This window comes from uncultured Sphingomonas sp. (assembly GCF_936927845.1).
Lineage (GTDB): Bacteria > Pseudomonadota > Alphaproteobacteria > Sphingomonadales > Sphingomonadaceae > Sphingomonas.
Genome location: NZ_CAKZHV010000068.1, coordinates 99,489 through 118,811, shown reverse-complemented (window position 1 = coordinate 118,811; position 19,323 = coordinate 99,489). Strand labels below are relative to the sequence as shown.

Below are 19,323 nucleotides of genomic sequence, written 5' to 3'. Positions count from 1 at the left end.
CATGACGGCGTCGCGCCAATCGGCTCTGCCGAATCACGGCATCGCGAGGCTGGAAAGCTCGTCGATCGAGATGCCGTAGGTCGCGCAGATGTGATCCCGCAACGCGCGTTTGGCCTGCGCCATTTCGGCGTAAGCCGCGTCCTCGGCTGCTTCCGCCGCGGCGTTGACGGTGAAACGATCGGGAATGAGCGCATCCCAGGTCAAATTGTGACGCTCGGCCGCCGCGCGGACCATTTCGACAAGCGCTCTCGCTTCATCGTCCATGGTGGTGCCCCTCAGAGCGTCGCAGCGATCGCGCGGGCGGCCTGGTCGGGATTGGCGGCTTGGGTGATCGGCCGGCCGATGACGAGAATCGATGCACCGTCGTCGAGCGCCCGTCGCGGTGTGGCGACGCGCTTCTGGTCGCCGGCGGCGGCATCCGCCGGACGCACGCCGGGAACGACGAAATATCCCTTCGGCCAGGCCCGGTGCGCCGCCTTCACCTCCGCGCCCGAACAGACGATGCCGTCCAGCCGGGCCTCGCGCGCCAGATCGGAGAGACGCAGCACGTGATCGTGCGCACTGCCGGCGACGCCGGTGGCGGCCAGATCGTCGTCGTCGAGGCTGGTGAGCATCGTTACCGCGACGACGCGGGTGTCCGGGTGCGCCGCGGCCTTGGCATCCTCCAGCATCGCGCGCCCGCCGCTAGCGTGAACGGTCAGTACTGCAGGTTTGAGCGACGCGAGCGACTGAATGGCCTTGGCCACCGTGTTGGGAATGTCATGGAGTTTCAGGTCGAGGAAGACGGGCAGCCCGATCTCTTCGATCGCGCGCACGCCCGCGGGACCGTTGGCGCAGAAGAATTCTAGGCCCAGCTTTACCCCTCCGACGTGATGACGGACGTTCTGCACCAGCGTATGCGCGCGCGCGAGATCTGGCGTATCGAGCGCAACGAAGACCCGGTTGGACATCAGACGGACTCGGTCATGGTCGAGGATGGAACGGGCGCGGCTGGCGGCAGGCTAGACACGGGAGGCGCTGCTTCGCTGATCGTGCGTGTGCTGGCGAGCGCGCGTTCTGCCGCCGACAGGCGCTGGCGAAGCCGCCAGCGGACCACGTGCTGGTAGATCAGCGTCGGCACGAAGCCGAGCAGGAAGGTGAGCAGCAGCAGCAGCGGCAGGTTGATCTCCATCACCAACCCGCCGAACAGCTGGATCGACACCGTCGTCCAATTGCCGAAGGTGAACACCGCGGCGATGAACGCCAGCAGGCACCAGAACAGAATCTTCAGGAACTGCATCGCGCGCGACGCTATCGCGGGCGGGCAGGTTTGACCAGTCTTAGCCGGCCTTAGCCGAGTTCGCGGCGCAGCGAGGCGATCAGCGTGGGCACGGCGGTTAGACGCGGCTCCTCTTGGTCGAGGATCGCGATGAACGCGGCGCGCTTGATGGCGGCGAGGCGACCGGCGCGCAGTCGCCCGGTGGCCGGCAGGGTAGAGACGGCGATGTCGATCATCCGCTCGGCACCGTGCAGGCGACCCCAGAGGTAATCGTTTTCGCGATAAGCGCGGCTGAAGAACGCGCCGAAACTGTTGTACTGAATGCCCTTCAACGTCGCTTCGGCGCCGCCGCTGCGGATCGAGCGCGCGTCGTCGGGCGAGATGCGATCAACGCGGATCGGGTCGTATTCGTCGGTGCCTTCGCCCTGCAGCAGCGGCAGCGTGGCGACATCGACATAGGGAAAGCCTAGATAATTGAGCAGCATCGCGTGTCGCCACTCACGCGGCAGTTCAGCCAGTGCGGCAGCGATGCGCGCGTCGGTCTGCGCGTCGAGATCGGTTAAGTTAAGCGACGTGCCGAGCGCGTCGAGCAGCGGCGCCGCATCGTCGCGCAGCGCACGCATCGCATGGCGCAAGCCACGATGCGCTTCCGGGCGTCGCGCATCAAGATAGGCGCCGAGCGCATCGTAAACGGCACGGCGCAGCGGCTCGAGTGTTTCCGCGCCCGCCTCGCTCTCCGCCTCGCCTATCCGGCGCGCGAGCAGCCGCAGACGGCGGACGCGAAAGTCGAGGTCGAAGGTGCGCAGAAAGGCGATCGTCGGCTCGCTGCCTTCGCCGGTGAACACCGCGCTGGCGGTGACACCGCGCGCCGCCAATGCCTGATCGATGCGCGCGCGCGTGTTGCTCCAGCGCTGCGCACCAGGTGCCCCGCCGACCGCGTGGAGCAGCGTTGCGACGAACTCGACCACGTTTGCGGTCTTGAGATGCCCGTAGCCCGCGTAGGAGAAGCCGGCGCGTTCGGCCGCCGCTGTTTGCGCACGCCGTCGCCACGCGACGAGGCGCGGTACGGTTGGCCGATCGAGGAAGAAGGTGCGTCCGAACAGTTGCTCGATCTCGCGCTCCACGTCGGGGCGGATCGCATCGAGGATCGCCCGCATCCGCTCGATACGACGCGACCGCTCCGCCAGAGCTTCGAGGTTGTCGCGGATGGGTTGCTGGCGCGGAAGCTCGCTGATCGCGCCCAGGATCGTCTGGAAGAAGCCGGGTACGCCGTCTGAGTTGCTGCCCGACAGCCGGAATTTATTGCCCGGAGAGGGATCGATGTAAACGAAGCGCCGATCGATCTCGCGCCGCGCCGGGCGGTTGTGCAACGCGTCGATCGCGGGGCGGAACGGCGCATTGGCGAGCACGGAGCCATCGATCAGCGCAGTCTTGTCGATCGTGTTGGCGGCGACTTGGCGCGGCAACACACGACGCAGGAACGTGCGTCGACCCGGCCAGTCTGCGCCGCGCGCTGCCAGGACGTTGTCGAGTTCTGCCACGGTGACGGGCGGGAAAGCGCCGGGGAAGCTGGAGGTCGCGCGTGCGGCAAAGGTCAGTTCGGCCGGATCGGCCAGCGAGTCGCGAGGTGCGCCGCCGTCGCTGAAGGGAAAGACGAGGCGATGCTCGGTTTCGGTTACCTCGCGCGGTGAGTGAAGTTCCAGCCGTTCGGGATGACCGGTAAAGTCGGTGACGGTTACGAACAGATCAAGCGGTTGACCAGAAGGCAGCAGCCTTGGTCCACGTGGCGACGCCGCCATCGCCGCGAAGGCATCCAGCAGCATGTGCGTGAACCCCGAGCCCGAAAAAGGCGGCTCGAACCAGCGCGAGCGGATGAAATGCGACAATTTCGCGCGCACCTCCTCGCGTGTCGGCTCGTCGAGATGATCGAGCTGGTCCGCGCTACGTCCGGCGGCCATCCACGCGAGCGGTAGCGCCCACATCTTGGAGAAGCGCGATGCGGGTGCCGCGTCGGCGTCGATCAATCGCTCGACATCTGCCCCGTCGAGCCACAGATCGGTGAGCGGATCGAGTGACTGGCCCGAAGCGATGGCCTGCGCCAGGAAGATACCGTTAATGCCACCCGCGCTCGCGCGGGCGACGATATCGGGCAGGATGCGCAGCGTGACGCCTGCGCTTTGCTCCATCTCGCCCAGCAGTGCCGCGTAGACGGCGGCCGAACCGGTCAGCTCGCTGTCGCGGTCGAGGTGCGCGCGGCTGGCGCGCGCCAGGTGCCAGATCTCCTTGGTGATTCCGTGCATGTAAACCGCCAGGCTGATCCCGCCGTAGCAGACCAGTGCCAGCCGCAGCTCCTTCTCGCGCGGCGCGGCGGGCACACCGGCATCGCTCATGCCGACGCGATCTCCGCCCAGATCGGCAGATGGTCCGACGCCGTGCGCGCGGCAGCACTCGTGTGGACACCGCACGTTATGATCCGCAGATCGCGCGACGCCATAATGCGATCGAGTCGCGCGATTGGTCGGCGCGCGTGGAAGCTCGGACCGGTCTCGGCGAACGCGAACGAACGGGCGAAATCACGCAAACAGCCCGATCGCCGGCTCCACTCATTCAGGTCGCCCATCATTATCGTCGGTTGCGAAGGGCGGGCGGACAGGTGCGCGATGATCGCGTGCGCCTGCCGCCGCCGCCACAAGCCAGACAGATCGAGGTGCATGCCGACGACACGGACTATTTCCCCTCTGATCGTCAGATCTGCCAGCACCGCCCCGCGCGGTTCCAGCGTCGGCAGTTGCAGCATTTCGCACGCGACCACCTCCGCCGACCGCCGCACGAGCAATGCGTTGCCGTGCCAGCCGAGGCTGAGCGCCCGCGCGCCGAAACCCACCGCCTTCCATCCGCCATGTTCGGCGAGGTGATGCTGGGTAACGACCGCGGCGCGGGTACCGAAGCGGCGGTCCGCCTCCTGCAAGGCGACCACGTCGGCGTCGATCTCGGTCAATACGTCCAAAATACGTTGCGGGTCGCGCCGGCGATCGGTTCCGATCCCCTTGCGCATGTTGTAGCTCGCGACCTTGATCTTCATGTCGTCGTCGTAACGAGCATTATTGTCGCGAGTTGCACGCGTGATCGTGGCGACGCGGACCTTGATCCGCTCAGGCCGGCAACAGATTGCTTCTGATTGGCTGCAGCCCGGCCGACGCCGTCACCTCGCGTGTCGGACGCTGGGTCGTGGGCGATGACACAGGGGTGGGCTGGCCGATCAGGTGCGACAGGTCGCGTAGCGACTGCACCAGCGCGAGCCCGCGCGGTCCGGCGATGTAGCGCGGCTCCCAGATGGGATCGAACTTCTCCTTGTAGGTGCGCAAGCCCCGGAAACCGTAGAAGCGCTCACCATGCTGGAACACCAATGCCGCCGCACGCGCCCACGCCGGTGCCAGGCGCCGTCCCGTAATTCCAGACAGCGGTGCGATCCCGAGCGAGAAGCGCTTGAACCCCTCAACACGCGCCCATTGCATCACGTGAACGAACAGGAAATCCATCGTGCCGGGCGGCGCATCATCACGATGGCGCATCAGGTCGACCGAGGCTTCCGCTCGATTGTCGGTCAGCCACAGATTGGCGAATGCGACGACACGGTCACCGATTGTTGCGAGCGCGACGTCGAAATTAGCGAGATAGTCGGCGTCGAATCGGCCTAGGCTGAACCCCTTCTCGGTCTGTCCCTTGGCGGCCGACCATTCCCGCGACACTGCGGCGAGTTCGTCGATCATTGCCGGCACCTCGGCCGCTGGAATGATCCGGAAGGTCAGGCCGCGGCGGGCGGCAGCGCGCTCGGCCTTGCGCACCGATCGCATCCGCGGCGTGTCGAACGTGAGCCCGGGCAGGTCGACGACCGCTTCCTCGCCGTATTTGATGACGTGCAAGCCCATGCCGATCGCGAGATCGAGCACCGGCGGCGTGATCTGGTATAGCAGCAAACGTCCTTGCGCCGCATCGGCGAGGTCGCGGATGCGCCACAGCAGGTCGGGCCAGTCGCCCGGCTCGCCGACCGGATCGCCCATCACGATCCAGCTCGCGCCGCGGCGGCGATACATCAGCATCGCGCGGCCGTTTTCTGCGACCAGGAAGTTCTTGTCGCCGGTGAGCGCGAGCATCGCGTCGGTCCGGCTGCCACGCGACAGAATGGCGCCGACCTGCTCGGGATCGCACGCCCGTTCGGGCAGGCTGGGTGCGGGACCGAGCCAGCGCCAGACCGCGACGCCCGACAGCAGCACTGCGACACTCAAGGTCGCGCGCAAGAAGCGCGGGGCGTCACCGCGTAGCGCGAACCGCCACCAGAGATCGTCCTGATAGGGGATTTGGCGATAGGCGAAGAACCCCGCCCAGGTCGCGCCCGCCACGACCACCGCAACCGCGCCCAGCCACGCGCCCGATAACGGCATCTGCGTGAGCGCGGTGCGACGGTAGAAGGCCGCGCGGGTCCATTGCAGCAAGCCAGCGAGCAGCAGGCAGACGCTCGCTTCCTCGTAATCGATGCCCTTCACCAGCGAGAACAGTGCGCCCGCGACCAGCAGCGCGCGCGTCGCGACGAATGCGCCGTCGAGACGGCGATACAGACCCGGAGCGAGCAGCAGCAGGCCGGTGCCGACCAAGCTCGCCGCGATATGGCTCGCTTCGATGAACGGCAGCGGGGCGATGTGCGACAGTGCGCCCATCCGGCCCTTCAACGACGGCAGCGATCCGGACAACAACAGCATCGCCCCGCCGCTGAACGTCGCCGCCGCCAGCACGAGCGGCGCGATCCCCGTCGCCGCCGCGCGCCCCTCGCGCAGCAGTCGCGCGGAGAGGGTGCGCCTGCGCGAGAGTTCCCGCCCAGCCAGCATCGCGAGCGAGACCGCGAGCGGGAGAAGATAATAGATCAGGCGATAGGCGACGAGCGCGGCGAAGGCGGCGATCCGATTGCCGGGCAGGACCGCCAGCACCACTGCCTCGAACACGCCGATACCGCCGGGCACGTGCGTCATCACCGCCGCGACGATGCCGAGCGCATAGGCGAGAATGAAGCTCGGCAGCAGGTGAAGCGACGCTCCCGGCATCAACACGAAAAGCGCGGCGGCGGCGGCGGTCACGTCGAGCAGCGCAACCCCTATCTGCGCCAGCGCCTGTTCACCGTTCGGCAATGGCAGGGTAAACCGCCACATCCGAAGCGGCCCGCGCGCACGTGCGCACAACAGCACGAGCATGGCGGCGGCAGCGAGGATCGCGCCGCCGGTGACGTGCGCCGAAGCGGGCGAGAGCGTCAGCCCGCCAAGCGTGATCGCGTCCGATCGCGCCACCAGCGCGGCTCCCGCCACCGTTATGATGCCGCTCCAGAATGTCGCGCTCGCCACGCCGATGACGCGCGCGATATCGGGTCCGTCGAGCCCTGCCGCGGTATAGACGCGGTAACGCGCCGAACCACCGGTGACGAGCGAGAGGCCGAGATTGTGGCTGAGCGTGTAGCTGGTGAACGAGGCAAGTGCCGCGGTGCGCCACGGTAGCGGGCGTCCGATCACGTGCAGCGCGAGCACGTCGTACAAGGTCAGCGCGAGATAGCTTAGTGTGGTAAAGGCGATCGCCGCGACGATCTGCGGCAGCGTCATTGCGTGCAGCGCGGCGCGTACCTGCGCGTAGCTCAGACGCGCAGTCAGTTCCTCCATCGCCGCGAAGCCGAGCGCGACCAGCAGCAGCACGACGCTCACCGACAAAGCAACGCGGTAGCGCGCGATCAAGGCGAGCCATCTATCCACGCGGCACGTCCGCGATCCGCTGCCAGACCTGCGACTTGCACAGCAGGCCATGGAGAATGCAGCCGCGCACCCGCATGTTGCCGTCGTCAACCTGCTCGATCAGCGAGTAGAAGTGACGACCCATGTCGGGCACGAACACCGTTCCCGCCCAGCTTCGTGCACCGGTCGGCCGATAATTTTCAAGCAGCGACGTGCCGATCAGATTGGGGACGTTGCCGTCGCGCGCATCCTGCTGCGCTTCGCGGCTCGCCCACACGACGCGCCCGCACAAACGGTTCGCGCATGGTGCGGTGCGCACCGCAACGCTGTGGTACGGGTTGATCCACGTACCGTAGATCGAGGCAGTCGGTGCTGGTCCGGTCGCAAGCGCTGACGTTCCCAGTCCCGCGCTCGCCAAGAGGCCTGCCACTGCCACTATCCGCCGAAACATTGCCATCACGCCACCCTCCCACGTTCGATCCGGGGATTAGCGTGGCGTGACTTGCCGCAGCGTCGACGCTGGCTGAACAATCGGTAATGCTGAAGCGCGAGGGGAATGGTGCCGGTTGCAGGAATCGAACCCGCGACCTTCGGTTTACAAAACCGCTGCTCTACCAGCTGAGCTAAACCGGCGCGCCTGTGCGTCGCCATGCGTCAGCCGCGTGCGCGCGTCCAGCCCCTTTGCGCCGCCGATCACGGCGCGCCGAAGGTCCAACCCTCAATCTGCGCCACGTCATTGGTCATCGCGCGCGGGTGCCATAGCGCGGTACGGACGGCGGCGACGCGCAGCCATGCGGCGGTCAGCAGCGCATCGCTCGCGTGATCATCGATGGCGCCGCTACCCGCGATCGCGCCACTGCCCAGCGCCGCGAGCGCGTCGTTCAGGGCAGATACGTCGCGCAGCTTGCTGCGGCCGGCGCGTCCGCCCGCCTCGCGCGCGGCGAGGCTGGAATAGATTTCCACCACCAGGCTGCCGTGGCCCGGATCGGGGTCGAAGGGCCAGATCGGGAGATGTCCGCTCAACCGGTGCAGCATGCGCATGCCCGTCAGGCTCGATTTGCCGACCTGCGCCGCGCCGACCAGGTTGAGATTGCTGACCGGGTTCAATCCTAGCGCCGCTTGCGCGTGTTCGGCGATGCGCCAGCGCCCGCGTCCGGGCGGGAACAGGTCGCCGGTGCGCCCGCCGTGGCGGCGGAAATGCCGAGCCGCATCGGGATGATCGACGAAGCTGGAAGCGGCCAGATGCGGGTCACCCGCGCAGATGCGGTCGACCAACGCCCACAAGGAGCTCGCGTCGGGCGGGCTCTCGTTCCAATCCGGAAAGTAGCCTCCACGATCGAAGAACGGCAGCGCCGTGCCGAGATCGAGCCCTACCAGCGTGTCGGGCGGAAGGTCGTCGATCAGCCAGGCGAGTATCTCGGGGCGCGACCAGACGTGATCCGGGCGGACGAGCGCGGGCGCATCGCGTCCGGCCGCGCATAATGCAACACGGATGCCTTTCTGTCGCTCACCAACTGCTCCCGACCAGTCGATCCCTGCGAAATGCCGAAAGCGCGGCGGCGCTGTCACGACGCAGCCCGGCGCTCAGCGCTGCGCGGCGAGCACGTCGGCGGTGAAACGCGCGATGTCGAAGCTGCTGCCGGTCGGGTCCTCGCCGCGGCGCACGACCACCAGCCTGGCCGAGGGTACCACCATCACATATTGCCCACGATTACCCTGCGCGGCGTAGCTGCCGGCGGGAAGACCTTGTTTGGTGCCGAAGAGCCACATCGTCGCGCCATACCCCTCGGCTCGATCGGGTTGTGGGCCACTCGGCGTCGTCATGTAGCGCAGCCAGCCGGCGGGCAGCACGCGCTTGCCCTGCCACACGCCGTCCTGCAGCCAAAACTGACCCAAGCGTGCCAGATCGCGCGCGGTCGACCATACATCGGACGAGAGGATGTAATTGCCCTGCCAATCGTGCTGCGCGACCGTGTGCGTCATCCCCAGCGTCGTGAACAGATGCTGCGGCAAACGATCCATCGCTGCGTCACCCAGCGACGCACGCAGGCCGCGGATGGCGAGCAGGATATCGTTGTTGGCATAGCGGAAGCGTGTGCCGGGCTTTGCCTCCAGCGACCACGACGGCGCCTGCTCGGTCACCGTCGTGCCACCGAAGTAGATCGCGTCGGTGCGGTTGCCCGCGGTGTCGCTGTGCAGCCCCGATGCCATGCGAAGCAGATGGTCGAGCGTAATCGCCCGCCGCGGGTCGCCGCTCGTCCATTCGGGTATGGGCGCGCTGCGTCGTGGATCGACACCGGCGAGTCCGACCAGCGTGCCGGAAATGCTCTTCGCCACCGACCAGGTGCGATTGCTGACAAAGGGACCGAAGCCGTCGCGATAGCGTTCGGCGACGATTCTGCCGTCGCGCAGCACGACGACGCCGACCGTGCGGGTACCACGGCCATCGTCGGCGAACGCGCGCGCGACGATGCTAGCCAGCGCAGGGGAGGGTACAGGCGCAATTCCTGCGTCACCTAATGGCCACGCGCGCGGATCAGCGCCCGTCGAGGCGGATGCAGGCGCGATGGGATAGGTACCAACGATTGCCGAGGGAGGCGAACCGATCGGCGCCAGCGTGCAACCGCGGCCCGGACGCCATGTCGCACGGCGTGCGGGCAGATCGGGCGCGAACGGAACGGTCACGCTCCTGTTCCGGCGATCAACGGTCGCACGGAGTGTGGGTACCAGCGCGTCATATTCCGGGTAGATGCCGCGCAGTTCCAGCGCCTCGACCGCTACCTGACTGCGACCCGCGTTGAAGAGGCCGCCGCAGATAGTCGCAGCCTTGTACCCGGCGGCGATCGCGCGGTCGTAGCGTTGGTCGACGGGGTTTGTGCCGCGGTTCTGTGCGGGAGCCGTGCCACTGATCAGCGTTGCGGCGAGCAGGGCAGGCAGGAGCGTTCTAGTCGCGAGGCTGGTTGGCATGGCGTCGTTCATCCCACCAAGCCAGTCGTTCGGCAATCCGCTTCTCGAACCCGCGCTCGGTCGGCGTGTAGAAGCGCTGCGGGCCGAGTTCGTCGGGCCAGTAGTTCGCGCCAGAGAATGCGTCTTCGGCGTCGTGATCGTAGGCGTAACCCTTGCCGTAGCCGATCTCGCGCATCAGCTTGGTCGGTGCGTTCAGGATGTTAGCCGGCGGCATCAGCGATCCGGTTTCGCGGGCGCTGCGCCACGCCGTCTTCTGCGCGGCATAGACCGCGTTAGATTTGGGAGCCGTGGCGAGGTACACGCACGCCTGCGCAATCGCGAGTTCTCCCTCGGGGCTGCCGAGAAAGTCATAGGCTTCCTTGGCGAGCAGGCATTGCTGCAACGCCTGAGGATCGGCGAGCCCGACATCCTCGACCGCGGCACGGGTCAGTCGGCGCAGCAGGTAGAGCGGCTCCTCGCCCGCGGTCAGCATACGCGCGAGATAATAAAGCGCAGCATTCGGGTCGGAGCCGCGGATCGACTTATGCAGTGCGCTGATGAGGTTATAATGCCCCTCGCGATCCTTGTCGTAGACGGCGACGCGGCGCTGGAGAAAACTCGATAGACCCGCGGGGTCGAGCGGCGCATCGAGCGCGACCGAGAAAAGCGTCTCGACCTGGTTGAGCAGGAATCGTCCGTCGCCATCAGCGCTCGCGATCAGTGCATCACGCGCGGACGGATCAAGCGGCAGCGCGCGGTCGACGTCGGCTTCGGCGCGCGTGATCAACTGCTCGAGCGCGGTAGAGCCCAGCCGGTGAAGGATCAGCACCTGCGCGCGACTGAGCAGCGCCGCATTCAGTTCGAACGAAGGATTTTCGGTCGTGGCGCCGACCAGCGTCACCGTGCCGTCCTCGACATAAGGCAAGAAGCCGTCCTGCTGCGCGCGGTTGAAGCGGTGGATCTCGTCCACGAACAACAGCGTCCGCTTGCCCAGACGCGCATGGTCGCGCGCTTCGGCGAAAACCTTCTTCAGGTCCGCGACGCCCGAGAAGACCGCGGAGATCGGCGCGAAGCGCAGACCCACCGCGTCGGCGAGCAACCGTGCGATCGTGGTCTTGCCCGTGCCCGGCGGCCCCCACAGGATCATCGACGACAACCGACCCGCCGCGACCATGCGCCCGATCGCACCATCCGGGCCGGTCAGATGCTCCTGCCCGACGACCTCGTCGAGCGTGCGCGGCCGCAACCGATCGGCGAGCGGTGCGTCTTGCGGCGGCGGCGGTGCGACCGTCGAGGTATCGGATTCGAATCCGGCGAAAAGATCGGCCATGCATCCTTCTACCCGCCGTCTGCGGGTACGTCATGCCCACCGGAGCCGCGGCTAAGATATATCTCCGACAATCTTGCAAGTCTACGCTCAAGATATATCTTGCATGGATGAGGAGACGATCATGAGACACCATCCACATCATCACGCACATTGGGAGGCGCGTTTCGCTGCCAAGATGGCGCGCTTTCAGATGCAGGGGCCACGCGGTGGCGCGTTCGGCGGCAATTGGTTCGGCGCCGGCGAGCACATGCGTGGCGGGCGCCGCCAGCGGATGTTCGATGGCAGCGAGCTACGGCTCGTGCTGCTGCACCTGATCGCGGAGCGCGCGCGCCACGGCTATGACCTGATCCGCGAGATCGAGGCGCTGACCGCGGGCGCCTATGCGCCGAGCCCAGGCGTCGTGTATCCGACGCTGACCTTGCTCGACGACATGAACCTGATCGCCGAGCAGCAGTCCGATGGCGCCAAGAAACGCTTTTCCATCACCGACGAAGGACGAAATCACCTCACCGAACGCGCTGCCGAGGTCGCGGCATTGATCGAGCGGCTGCGCGGGCTGGGTGAGCAGCGCGGGCGCGTCGACGCTGCGCCGATCCGCCGCGCAATGGGTAATCTCAAGGTGGCGCTCGGACATAGTCTGGGTTCGGGCGAGGCGTCGCAGGATCGATTGCACCAGATCGCCGCGATGATCGACGAACTGGCGCAAAAGGTGGAAAGGCTCAACTGATGGCGGAACACCTCTCGGTCGCGCGCGTGCCGACCCACTCGGCCAGCCGCTACCTTCAGCAACTCGCCAAGCATTGGAGCCACAAGATGACGGTCACCTTCTCGGAGGAGGAGGGCGTCATCACCTTTCCCAACGACAGTCGGTTGGAGATGCGCGCCAGCGATGAGACGCTCGATCTGCTGCTCCGCGTGCCGGCTGACGAAGACGCGGCGCGGATGCGCGAGGTCGTGGCGAGCCATCTCGACCGTTTCGCCTTTCGCGAGGCGCCGCTTACCTTCGACTGGCAGGAACGCGACGACTAGGCCGCGGTACGCGCGCGCATGACCTCGAGATAAGCGTCGAGCACCTGCGCGTTCGCGGTATCCCAGCGGAATGAGGCCGCGCGTGCGTGACTGGCCGCGCCGGCGCGAGCGCGAAGCGACGGATCGCCGACCAGACGCGCGATCGCCTCGGCATACCGGTCGATCTGCTGCGGTTCGACCAGAAAGCCGGTGACGCCGTCCTCGATCAGATCGACCGCACCGGTTGCCCGCGCGGCGACCGCGGGCACACCCGCCGCCATCGCTTCGGAGGTGACCTGCCCCCATGTCTCAGTGACGCTGGGATTGAACAGTATATCCATCGAGGCGACCGCGCGGCCAAGGTCGTCGCCGCTCTGGAAGCCGGCGAACGCAGCCTCCGGTGCGCGTCCCGCGAACCACTCGCGCGCGGGACCTTCGCCCACCACGATCACGCGGTGCCGCACGCCACGATCGCGCAGCGCCGCGATCACATCCGCGAACACGCCCAAGCCTTTTTCGAGCACGAGGCGGCCGAGAAAGCCGATCGCCACCTCGTCGTCGCGGATACCGAGCGAGCGACGCCACTCCAGGCTGCGCCGATCGGGCGAAAAGCGCTGGTGATTGACGCCCCGCGGCCACAGCGAGACCGGTGTCTCGACGCCGAGCGAGCGGATGATCTCGCCCATGGAGGGAGTGGGCACCAGTACTCGGTCGGCACGATTGTAGAATCGCTTCAGAATCCAGCGGATCGCGGGCTGGATGAAGCCCAGGCGGTAATAATCGAAATAGGTTTCAAACCGCGTGTGCACGGCGGCGACCACCGGCACATCGTGCGCGCGCGCCCAGGTGACCGCGGCATGCCCCAGGAACTCGGGCGCGGACACATGGACGAGATTGGGAGCGAACGCTTCGAGATCGCGGCGCGGTGCGGCGGGAAGCGAGCGCCCGAGCTTGTACTCGCCGCGGCCGGGAAACGGGATCGCGGGCACGTCGACCAGGTCGCCGCGCGGCACGAAGGCGGGGTTGGGGGAGGTGGGCGAATAGACCCGGACCGCGACACCCTGAGACAGAAGAAAGTCGACGAGTAGATTCTGCGCCTGATTGGCCCCGTCGCGAACGTAATTGTAGTTGCCGCTGAACAACGCGACGCGCAGGTCGGAGGGCTTCATTCGTGGCGCACCTATGCGTGGTTTTCGGCAGAAACGTGACGATGCCCGTCTAAGATGCATCGACCAATCAGTAAGGCTTCAGCCGGGCTCCACCGCCTCCACCTCGCTGCGGCTGCGGATGCGCCGGATACGTGGATCGCGCGACATCCTTGCCTCGGCACGGATGTCGTTGCGAAGCTCCTCGCGCTTCTCGTGGATCGAGGCGATCACGGGGCCCATCGCCGCGCCCAATTCGACCAGCACGGCCTCGGACAGTTGCAGCGAGCTTTCCAGCGTTTCGGGGACCGCATCGCTGACGCCGGCGCGGTACAGCTCGGCCGCGTGGCCCGGATCGCGCGCGCGCGCGATGATCGGCAGGTCGGGGAACTGCGCGCGCACCTGCCGCGTCAGCCGTACCGTCAGCACCGGATCGTCCATCGTCAGGATCAGCGCGCGGGCATGGCCGAGATCGAGCCGGTCGACCAGCTCACGCCGCACGATGTCGCCGAACACGACATTGTGCCCCTCTGCGCGCGCGCGTGTGACCGCGTCGATGTCAGCCTCAATCGCCAGATAGGGGCGATCGTGGCGCGACAGCATGTCGGCCACCAGCTCGCCGACGCGGCCGAACCCGATAATGATCGTGTGCCCCTCGTCCGGAGTTGTCATCTCTTCCAGCGGGGCCCGGTGCTCAAGCCGGCGCGAGATCGCGCGACCGAGCGCCGCGAGCAGCGGTGTGATCGTCAACCCGATCGCGGTCACCGTCTGCCAAAAGGTCGCGGTCGACGGCAGGATCAATCGCGCCTGCGCCGCGGTTGCGAGCACAATCAGCGTCGTCTCGGACGGACTCCCCATCAGCAGCCCCGTTTCCGCGGCCACCCCGCGGCGTGCATTGGCGAGGCGGAGCAGCAGCGCGGTAACCACCGCCTTGACGAGCACCACGCCCAAAACCGCCAGCAGCAGCGACGGCCAGTTGGCGAGGATCAGTCGCAGGTCGACGCTCATGCCGACCGTGATCAGGAACACGCCGAGCGCGAGCCCCTGGAACGGCTTGGTGATGACCTCGACCTCGCTGTGATACTCGGTCTCAGCGATCAGCAAACCAGCAAGCAGCGCGCCCACGATCGGCGACAGACCCGCCGCGGTGGTCGCGACGCTGGCGACGATGACGACCAGCAGCGAAGCGGCAAGGAACAATTCGGGGCTCTTGGTGCGCGCGGCCTGCGCGAACAGGCGCGGCAGGACGAAGCGCCCGCCAAGATAGATCGCAATCACGGTCAAGCCACCGCGCAGCGCCACGCCGGCGATCTGTCCCCAGCCACCGTCCCCCGCACTCGGTGCCATTGCGCCAAGTGCGAAGATGATCGGGACGAGCGCCAGATCCTCGAATAATAACATCGCGAACGCGCCACGCCCGACCGGACTGGTTGTCCCCACCAGCGGCAGCACGAGCGCCGTGGACGACAGCGACAGCGCTAAACCCAGTCCCGCCGCGCCTGCCCAGGGCTGCCCCAACAGATGCAACGCCGTCGCGATAAGCGCGGCAGACCCCAGCAGCTCGGCCGCCCCGGTGCCGAACACGAGCTGCCGCATCGACCATAGGCGTTTGAAGGAGAGCTCAAGCCCAATCGAAAACAGCAGCAGTACGATGCCGAACTCGGCAAACGGTTCGATCGCCTCTGGGTCCGAGATGGTGACGTAATAGAGCCACGGAAACGCCTTGGTCAGCGCGCCGAGCCCCGCCGGTCCGACCAGCGCGCCGACTAGGATGAAGCCGATGACCGGGCTGATGCGAAAACGCGCGAAGGCCGGAATGACGAGCCCCGCTGCGCCCAATACGACCAGCGCATCCGAGAAGCCTTCGTTTTCCAGTCCGATCGCCATGTCGCCCACCCTTGAAGGAGATGAGGAGCTTTGCCAACCGAGTGACGCGCATGGGGCTGCCCGCTGCGCGGGTTAAGAATGTTGCGGATGAGCTTCGTGCTCAATCGGGCGGTAGTGGCCTATCACCGAAGGGAGACCGTCCATGCTCGTCCTGCTGCTCTTGCAAGTCGTGATCACCCACGTGCCGCCGGCGCCGCTGCCGCTTCTCCTACGCCGCGCCGCCAATCGTGGCGCTGCCGACCACGCCGTTCCATCGCACCGCAGCGTTGCGCGAGCGCGTGGCGGTCGGCATCGTCGTCCGCGCACCGCAGGGCGTGTTGTGGTCTGGTAAGTTGTGGGTGGACGCGATGCGCGGGACACCGTGCCGCCACAGTGAGAGCGAGGCGCTCGAACCCAATTTCGCGTTCAACGATCAATCGTACGGCACCGCGCAGCGCGATGTCAGCGTCAACGGGCGTCGCTCGCCGCGTAGCGGGGAAACGCCCGATATATTCTCGATCGAGGCGCGCTGGACGCGGCCGAGCGAGGCGGGCTGCGGCGGAACCAGCACCGTCGAATTGCGCCAGTCGCTCGCACTCGCACCCGGCGCTATCCAGACGCTCAGGGGCGACGGCGGGCTCGTGATCGAGCTCCGCCGCCGATGACGGACCTTTAAGCCCAGGTCGCCATCTTGTTCTCGAGGTTCTGACGTACGGCCTCGAAGAACTGCTCGGTCGTCATCCACTTCTGGTCGGGGCCGATCAGGATCGCGAGATCCTTGGTCATGTCGCCGTTCTCGACCGTCTCAATGCAGACCTGCTCCAACGTCTCGGCGAAGCGGGTCACGTCGGGGGTGCCGTCGAACTGGCCGCGGTACTTCAGACCACCGGTCCAGGCGAAGATCGACGCGATCGGGTTGGTCGAGGTCGCTTTGCCCTGCTGGTGCTGGCGATAGTGGCGCGTGACGGTGCCATGCGCGGCCTCGGCCTCGATCGTCTTGCCGTCCGGGGTCATCAGCACCGAAGTCATAAGACCCAGCGAGCCGAAGCCCTGCGCGACCTGATCCGACTGGACGTCGCCGTCGTAGTTCTTGCACGCCCACACGAACTCGCCGTTCCACTTGAGCGCCGAGGCGACCATGTCGTCGATCAGGCGGTGTTCGTAGACGATGCCACGGGCGGCGAACTGGTCCTTGAACTCGGCCTCGAAGATCTCGGCGAACAGGTCCTTGAAGCGGCCATCATAGGCCTTGAGGATCGTGTTCTTGGTCGAGAGATACAGCGGCCAGCCGCGACCCAGCGAATAGTTCATGCTCGCGCGCGCGAAGTCGCGGATCGACTGGTCGAGGTTGTACATCCCCATCGCGACGCCGCCTTCGGGGAAGTCGAACACTTCGCGCTCGATCACCTGGCCGTCGGTGCCTTCCCACTTCATCGTCAGCTTGCCCGCACCTGGCACCACGAAGTCGGTAGCCTTGTATTGGTCACCAAACGCGTGGCGGCCGACGACGATCGGGTGCGTCCAGCCGGGGATCAGGCGGGGGACGTTCTTGATCACGATCGGCTCGCGGAAGATCACGCCGCCCAGGATGTTGCGGATCGTGCCGTTGGGCGAGCGCCACATCTTCTTGAGGCCGAACTCCTCGACACGCGCCTCGTCGGGGGTGATCGTCGCGCACTTTACCGCGACGCCGTACTTCTGCGTCGCCTTGGCACTGTCGATCGTCACCTGGTCGTCGGTCGCGTCGCGGTGCTCGATGCCGAGGTCATAATAATCGAGCTCGATATCGAGATACGGCTTGATCAGGCGCTCACGAATCCACTCCCAGATGATCCGGGTCATTTCGTCGCCGTCGATCTCCACGACGGGCGTCTTCACCTTGATCTTGGCCATATTCTCTCTTCCTGTGGGAGGGGTTGCGCCAGCGCATAGAAAGGGCGGGGGCAGGGATCAAGCGCGCCGCGGCAACGGCAGCACGACGACATGAAAAGCGCGGGCCACGACACGGCGCGTTGTCAGGGCGGTTTGCCGACGATAGACCGGCAGGCATGTCATCACTGCAGAAGCCCCCGGTGGGCACGTCCACGGTCAAGTGGCGCTTCCCCGCCGTCCACCCCGAGGGGCAGAAATTCACCGCCATCGCGTTCGGCATCACGCTGCTGGCAACCATTGTCACAAAAGTGCTGTTCTGGCCGCTGCTGGGCGTGACGTTGTGGGTCGCGGCTTTCTTTCGCGATCCCATCCGCACGACCCCGATCGGCGACGACCTGGTGGTGTCGCCAGCTGACGGGCTGATCACGATGATCGAGCGTGTCCCGGTCCCGCGCGAATTGGTGGGGGACCTGGGTGCGGAGCCGATGGTGCGCGTGTCGGTGTTCATGTCGGTGTTCGACGTTCACATCAATCGGACGCCGATCGCGGGGACGATCCGTCAGGTCGTCTATATCTCGGGCAAGTTCCTCAACGCCGACCTCGACAAAGCGTCGGAAGAGAATGAGCGCCAGCATTTCGTCGTCGAGGGTTACGATGGGCGCCGCATCGGCTTCACCCAGATCGCCGGGCTCGTCGCGCGTCGCATCGTCGGCTTCGTCAAGATCGGCGACCTCGTTGCCGCTGGACAGCGGATCGGCTTGATCCGCTTCGGCAGCCGCGTCGACGTGTTCTTGCCCGAGGGCTGTGTTCCGCAGGTCGTGCTCGGCCAGCGCGCGATCGCGGGCGAGACGGTGCTCGGCCGCTTCAACGGTTCGCCGGTCCGCGGGGTCGCGCAGTAAGCGTGCGCGCGGCTCGTCAACTTCGTCGCCCACGCGGGCTGCCGCTGCGCGCGGTTGCGCCGAACGCCGTCACCGCGCTGGCGCTATGTTCAGGGCTCTCGGGCGTTCGCTTCGCGCTCCAGCAGAACTGGGCGATGGCGGTGGCGATGGTGCTGCTCGCCGGTGTGCTCGACGGGCTCGACGGGCGCGTCGCTCGCATGCTGCGCGGTGAAAGCCGGTTCGGCGCCGAGCTCGATTCGCTCAGCGACGCGATCTCGTTTGGTGTATCGCCCGCACTCATCCTGTATCTTTGGTCGCTCTCGACGCTGCCGCGATTCGGGTGGACGGTCGCGCTGGTGTTGGCAGTGTTCTGCGCCTTGCGTCTCGCGCGCTTCAATGCCGCAATCGACGCCGATGACCAGCCGCACAAATCGGCCGGGTTCCTGACCGGCGCGCCCGCACCTGCCGGCGCCGGACTATCATTGCTGCCGATCTTCCTTTGGCTGGCAACTGGCGAGCCGTTGCTGCGATCGCCTTATCTGGTTGCGCCGTGGACGGTGTTCGTCGCGTTCCTGATGGTATCGAGCGTCGCAACCTTTTCGTGGTCGTCGCTACGACTGCGCCGAAACGTCCGCTTCGAAGCGATCGCGCTGGTCGTCGTCGTGGGTGCCGCGGCCGTCTCCGCGCCATGGGAGACGGTATCGCTGTTATGCGTCGGCTATCTGCTGGCGCTGCCGTTCAGCATTGCCAGCTACGCGCGGGTCAAGCGGCTTCGCGGTGCCGCAACGACGTACGAGCCGGCGTTGCCGCCCAGCGCCTGACCGCGATCCGGTTTTCGGCGCGTACCAGCGTCGCGAGCGGTTCGAATCGCGGTTGCGGATAGCCCGAGAGCGCGTCCATGATGCGCGCCAGGTTAGGGGCCACCGTCGCCCAGATTGCATAAACAGCGCCCAATGTAGCGCCCCCGAACACCAGAACATCAAGCACGATCAGCATGTTCGCTTCCTCAGCCAATGCGAACCCAACGTCCGCCAACATCCATCCACGAGCTTCGGTTCCCGCCACTGCGACCATTTCGGACGAAAATAGAGCCACTTAGGCCAAAACCAGCTAAGTTCGTGTTCTGTTCCGCTGTATGTTCCGCTTACGTTCCGTCGTCAAGTGCTGTTTGTCGGTTGTAAGATCGCGCGATCGCGGCTATGCGCGGCGTCCTCAACCCCACATGGGAAGCATCAACAACCGGTGCGCCGGG

19 protein-coding genes and 1 tRNA gene are annotated in these 19,323 nt (G+C 66.4%); 5 read left to right on the top strand and 15 right to left on the bottom strand.

The genetic code is table 11. The features are described 5' to 3' along the window. Nucleotides 1-33 precede the first annotated feature (33 nt). From Q0579_RS16520 to Q0579_RS16470, 11 genes are all read right to left on the bottom strand, one after another. Nucleotides 34-264, bottom strand: coding sequence for a hypothetical protein (locus Q0579_RS16520; RefSeq protein WP_298814365.1), 231 nt, complete (start codon nt 262-264; stop codon nt 34-36). Between the two features lie 11 nt (nt 265-275). Further along, on the bottom strand, nt 276-950 hold the full coding sequence (gene pyrF / locus Q0579_RS16515) for an orotidine-5'-phosphate decarboxylase (RefSeq protein WP_298814361.1): 675 nt from the start codon (nt 948-950) through the stop codon (nt 276-278). Then, entirely contained in the window at nt 950-1,279 is a 330-nt protein-coding gene (locus tag Q0579_RS16510; protein ID WP_298814358.1) for a lipopolysaccharide assembly protein LapA domain-containing protein, read from the bottom strand. Before Q0579_RS16510 ends, pyrF begins: the two co-directional genes overlap by 1 nt. A 50-nt stretch (nt 1,280-1,329) precedes the next feature. Further along, nucleotides 1,330-3,648, bottom strand: coding sequence for a patatin-like protein (locus Q0579_RS16505; protein WP_298814355.1), 2,319 nt, complete (start codon nt 3,646-3,648; stop codon nt 1,330-1,332). Continuing rightward, on the bottom strand, nt 3,645-4,340 hold the full coding sequence (locus Q0579_RS16500) for an endonuclease/exonuclease/phosphatase family protein (protein WP_298814352.1): 696 nt from the start codon (nt 4,338-4,340) through the stop codon (nt 3,645-3,647). The genes Q0579_RS16505 and Q0579_RS16500 overlap by 4 nt, the downstream gene beginning before the upstream one ends. A gap of 70 nt (nt 4,341-4,410) precedes the next feature. After that, nucleotides 4,411-7,047, bottom strand: a complete 2,637-nt coding sequence (gene mprF / locus Q0579_RS16495; protein WP_298814349.1) for a bifunctional lysylphosphatidylglycerol flippase/synthetase MprF — start codon at nt 7,045-7,047, stop codon at nt 4,411-4,413. Continuing rightward, on the bottom strand, nt 7,040-7,483 hold the full coding sequence (locus Q0579_RS16490; protein ID WP_298814346.1) for a DUF2147 domain-containing protein: 444 nt from the start codon (nt 7,481-7,483) through the stop codon (nt 7,040-7,042). Before Q0579_RS16490 ends, mprF begins: the two co-directional genes overlap by 8 nt. 100 nt (nt 7,484-7,583) lie before the next feature. Then, nucleotides 7,584-7,659, bottom strand: a tRNA-Thr gene (locus tag Q0579_RS16485). A gap of 60 nt (nt 7,660-7,719) precedes the next feature. Continuing rightward, the gene (locus tag Q0579_RS16480; protein WP_298814342.1) at nt 7,720-8,595 is read right to left on the bottom strand and encodes a hypothetical protein; all 876 of its coding nucleotides are present in this window, start codon (nt 8,593-8,595) and stop codon (nt 7,720-7,722) included. A 15-nt stretch (nt 8,596-8,610) separates the two neighbouring features. Further along, nucleotides 8,611-9,993 (bottom strand): serine hydrolase, encoded by a 1,383-nt coding sequence (locus Q0579_RS16475; RefSeq protein WP_298814340.1) that lies wholly within the window; start codon nt 9,991-9,993, stop codon nt 8,611-8,613. Next, a complete protein-coding gene (locus Q0579_RS16470) occupies nt 9,971-11,302 on the bottom strand; it encodes a replication-associated recombination protein A (RefSeq protein ID WP_298814337.1) in 1,332 nt (443 codons plus the stop codon). Before Q0579_RS16470 ends, Q0579_RS16475 begins: the two co-directional genes overlap by 23 nt. 247 nt (nt 11,303-11,549) lie before the next feature. On the opposite strand from Q0579_RS16470, the gene Q0579_RS16465 reads away from it, so the two are divergent. Continuing rightward, nucleotides 11,550-12,029, top strand: a complete 480-nt coding sequence (locus Q0579_RS16465; protein WP_298814592.1) for a PadR family transcriptional regulator — start codon at nt 11,550-11,552, stop codon at nt 12,027-12,029. Beyond that, nucleotides 12,029-12,331, top strand: coding sequence for a DUF2218 domain-containing protein (locus tag Q0579_RS16460; RefSeq protein ID WP_298814334.1), 303 nt, complete (start codon nt 12,029-12,031; stop codon nt 12,329-12,331). Before Q0579_RS16465 ends, Q0579_RS16460 begins: the two co-directional genes overlap by 1 nt. On the opposite strand, the gene Q0579_RS16455 is transcribed toward Q0579_RS16460, so the two are convergent. After that, nucleotides 12,328-13,479 carry a glycosyltransferase family 1 protein gene (locus Q0579_RS16455; protein ID WP_298814331.1) on the bottom strand — a complete coding sequence of 384 codons (1,152 nt, stop codon included), beginning with the start codon at nt 13,477-13,479 and terminating at the stop codon, nt 12,328-12,330. The genes Q0579_RS16460 and Q0579_RS16455 overlap by 4 nt on opposite strands. A 78-nt stretch (nt 13,480-13,557) precedes the next feature. Beyond that, nucleotides 13,558-15,342, bottom strand: a complete 1,785-nt coding sequence (locus Q0579_RS16450) for a cation:proton antiporter (RefSeq protein WP_298814329.1) — start codon at nt 15,340-15,342, stop codon at nt 13,558-13,560. A gap of 227 nt (nt 15,343-15,569) precedes the next feature. Here Q0579_RS16450 and Q0579_RS16445 point away from each other — a divergent pair, with 227 nt between their 5' ends. Then, a complete protein-coding gene (locus Q0579_RS16445; protein WP_298814326.1) occupies nt 15,570-15,986 on the top strand; it encodes a hypothetical protein in 417 nt (138 codons plus the stop codon). 7 nt (nt 15,987-15,993) lie between these two features. Here the strand turns inward: Q0579_RS16445 and Q0579_RS16440 are convergent, their stop codons facing one another. Next, complete coding sequence (locus Q0579_RS16440; RefSeq protein WP_219768743.1) at nt 15,994-17,214, bottom strand: NADP-dependent isocitrate dehydrogenase; 1,221 nt, start codon at nt 17,212-17,214, stop codon at nt 15,994-15,996. 155 nt (nt 17,215-17,369) lie between these two features. Between Q0579_RS16440 and Q0579_RS16435 the strand changes: the two genes are divergently transcribed. Together Q0579_RS16435 and Q0579_RS16430 are read left to right on the top strand one after the other, a co-directional pair. Then, nucleotides 17,370-18,092, top strand: a complete 723-nt coding sequence (locus tag Q0579_RS16435) for a phosphatidylserine decarboxylase (protein WP_298814321.1) — start codon at nt 17,370-17,372, stop codon at nt 18,090-18,092. A 2-nt stretch (nt 18,093-18,094) separates the two neighbouring features. Further along, nucleotides 18,095-18,892: a phosphatidylcholine/phosphatidylserine synthase gene (locus Q0579_RS16430; RefSeq protein WP_298814319.1), complete on the top strand. Its 798-nt coding sequence runs from the start codon at nt 18,095-18,097 to the stop codon at nt 18,890-18,892. Here the strand turns inward: Q0579_RS16430 and Q0579_RS16425 are convergent. Then, the gene (locus Q0579_RS16425) at nt 18,834-19,067 is read right to left on the bottom strand and encodes a hypothetical protein (RefSeq protein ID WP_298814317.1); all 234 of its coding nucleotides are present in this window, start codon (nt 19,065-19,067) and stop codon (nt 18,834-18,836) included. The two genes, Q0579_RS16430 and Q0579_RS16425, sit on opposite strands and share 59 nt — an antisense overlap. Nucleotides 19,068-19,323 lie beyond the last annotated feature (256 nt).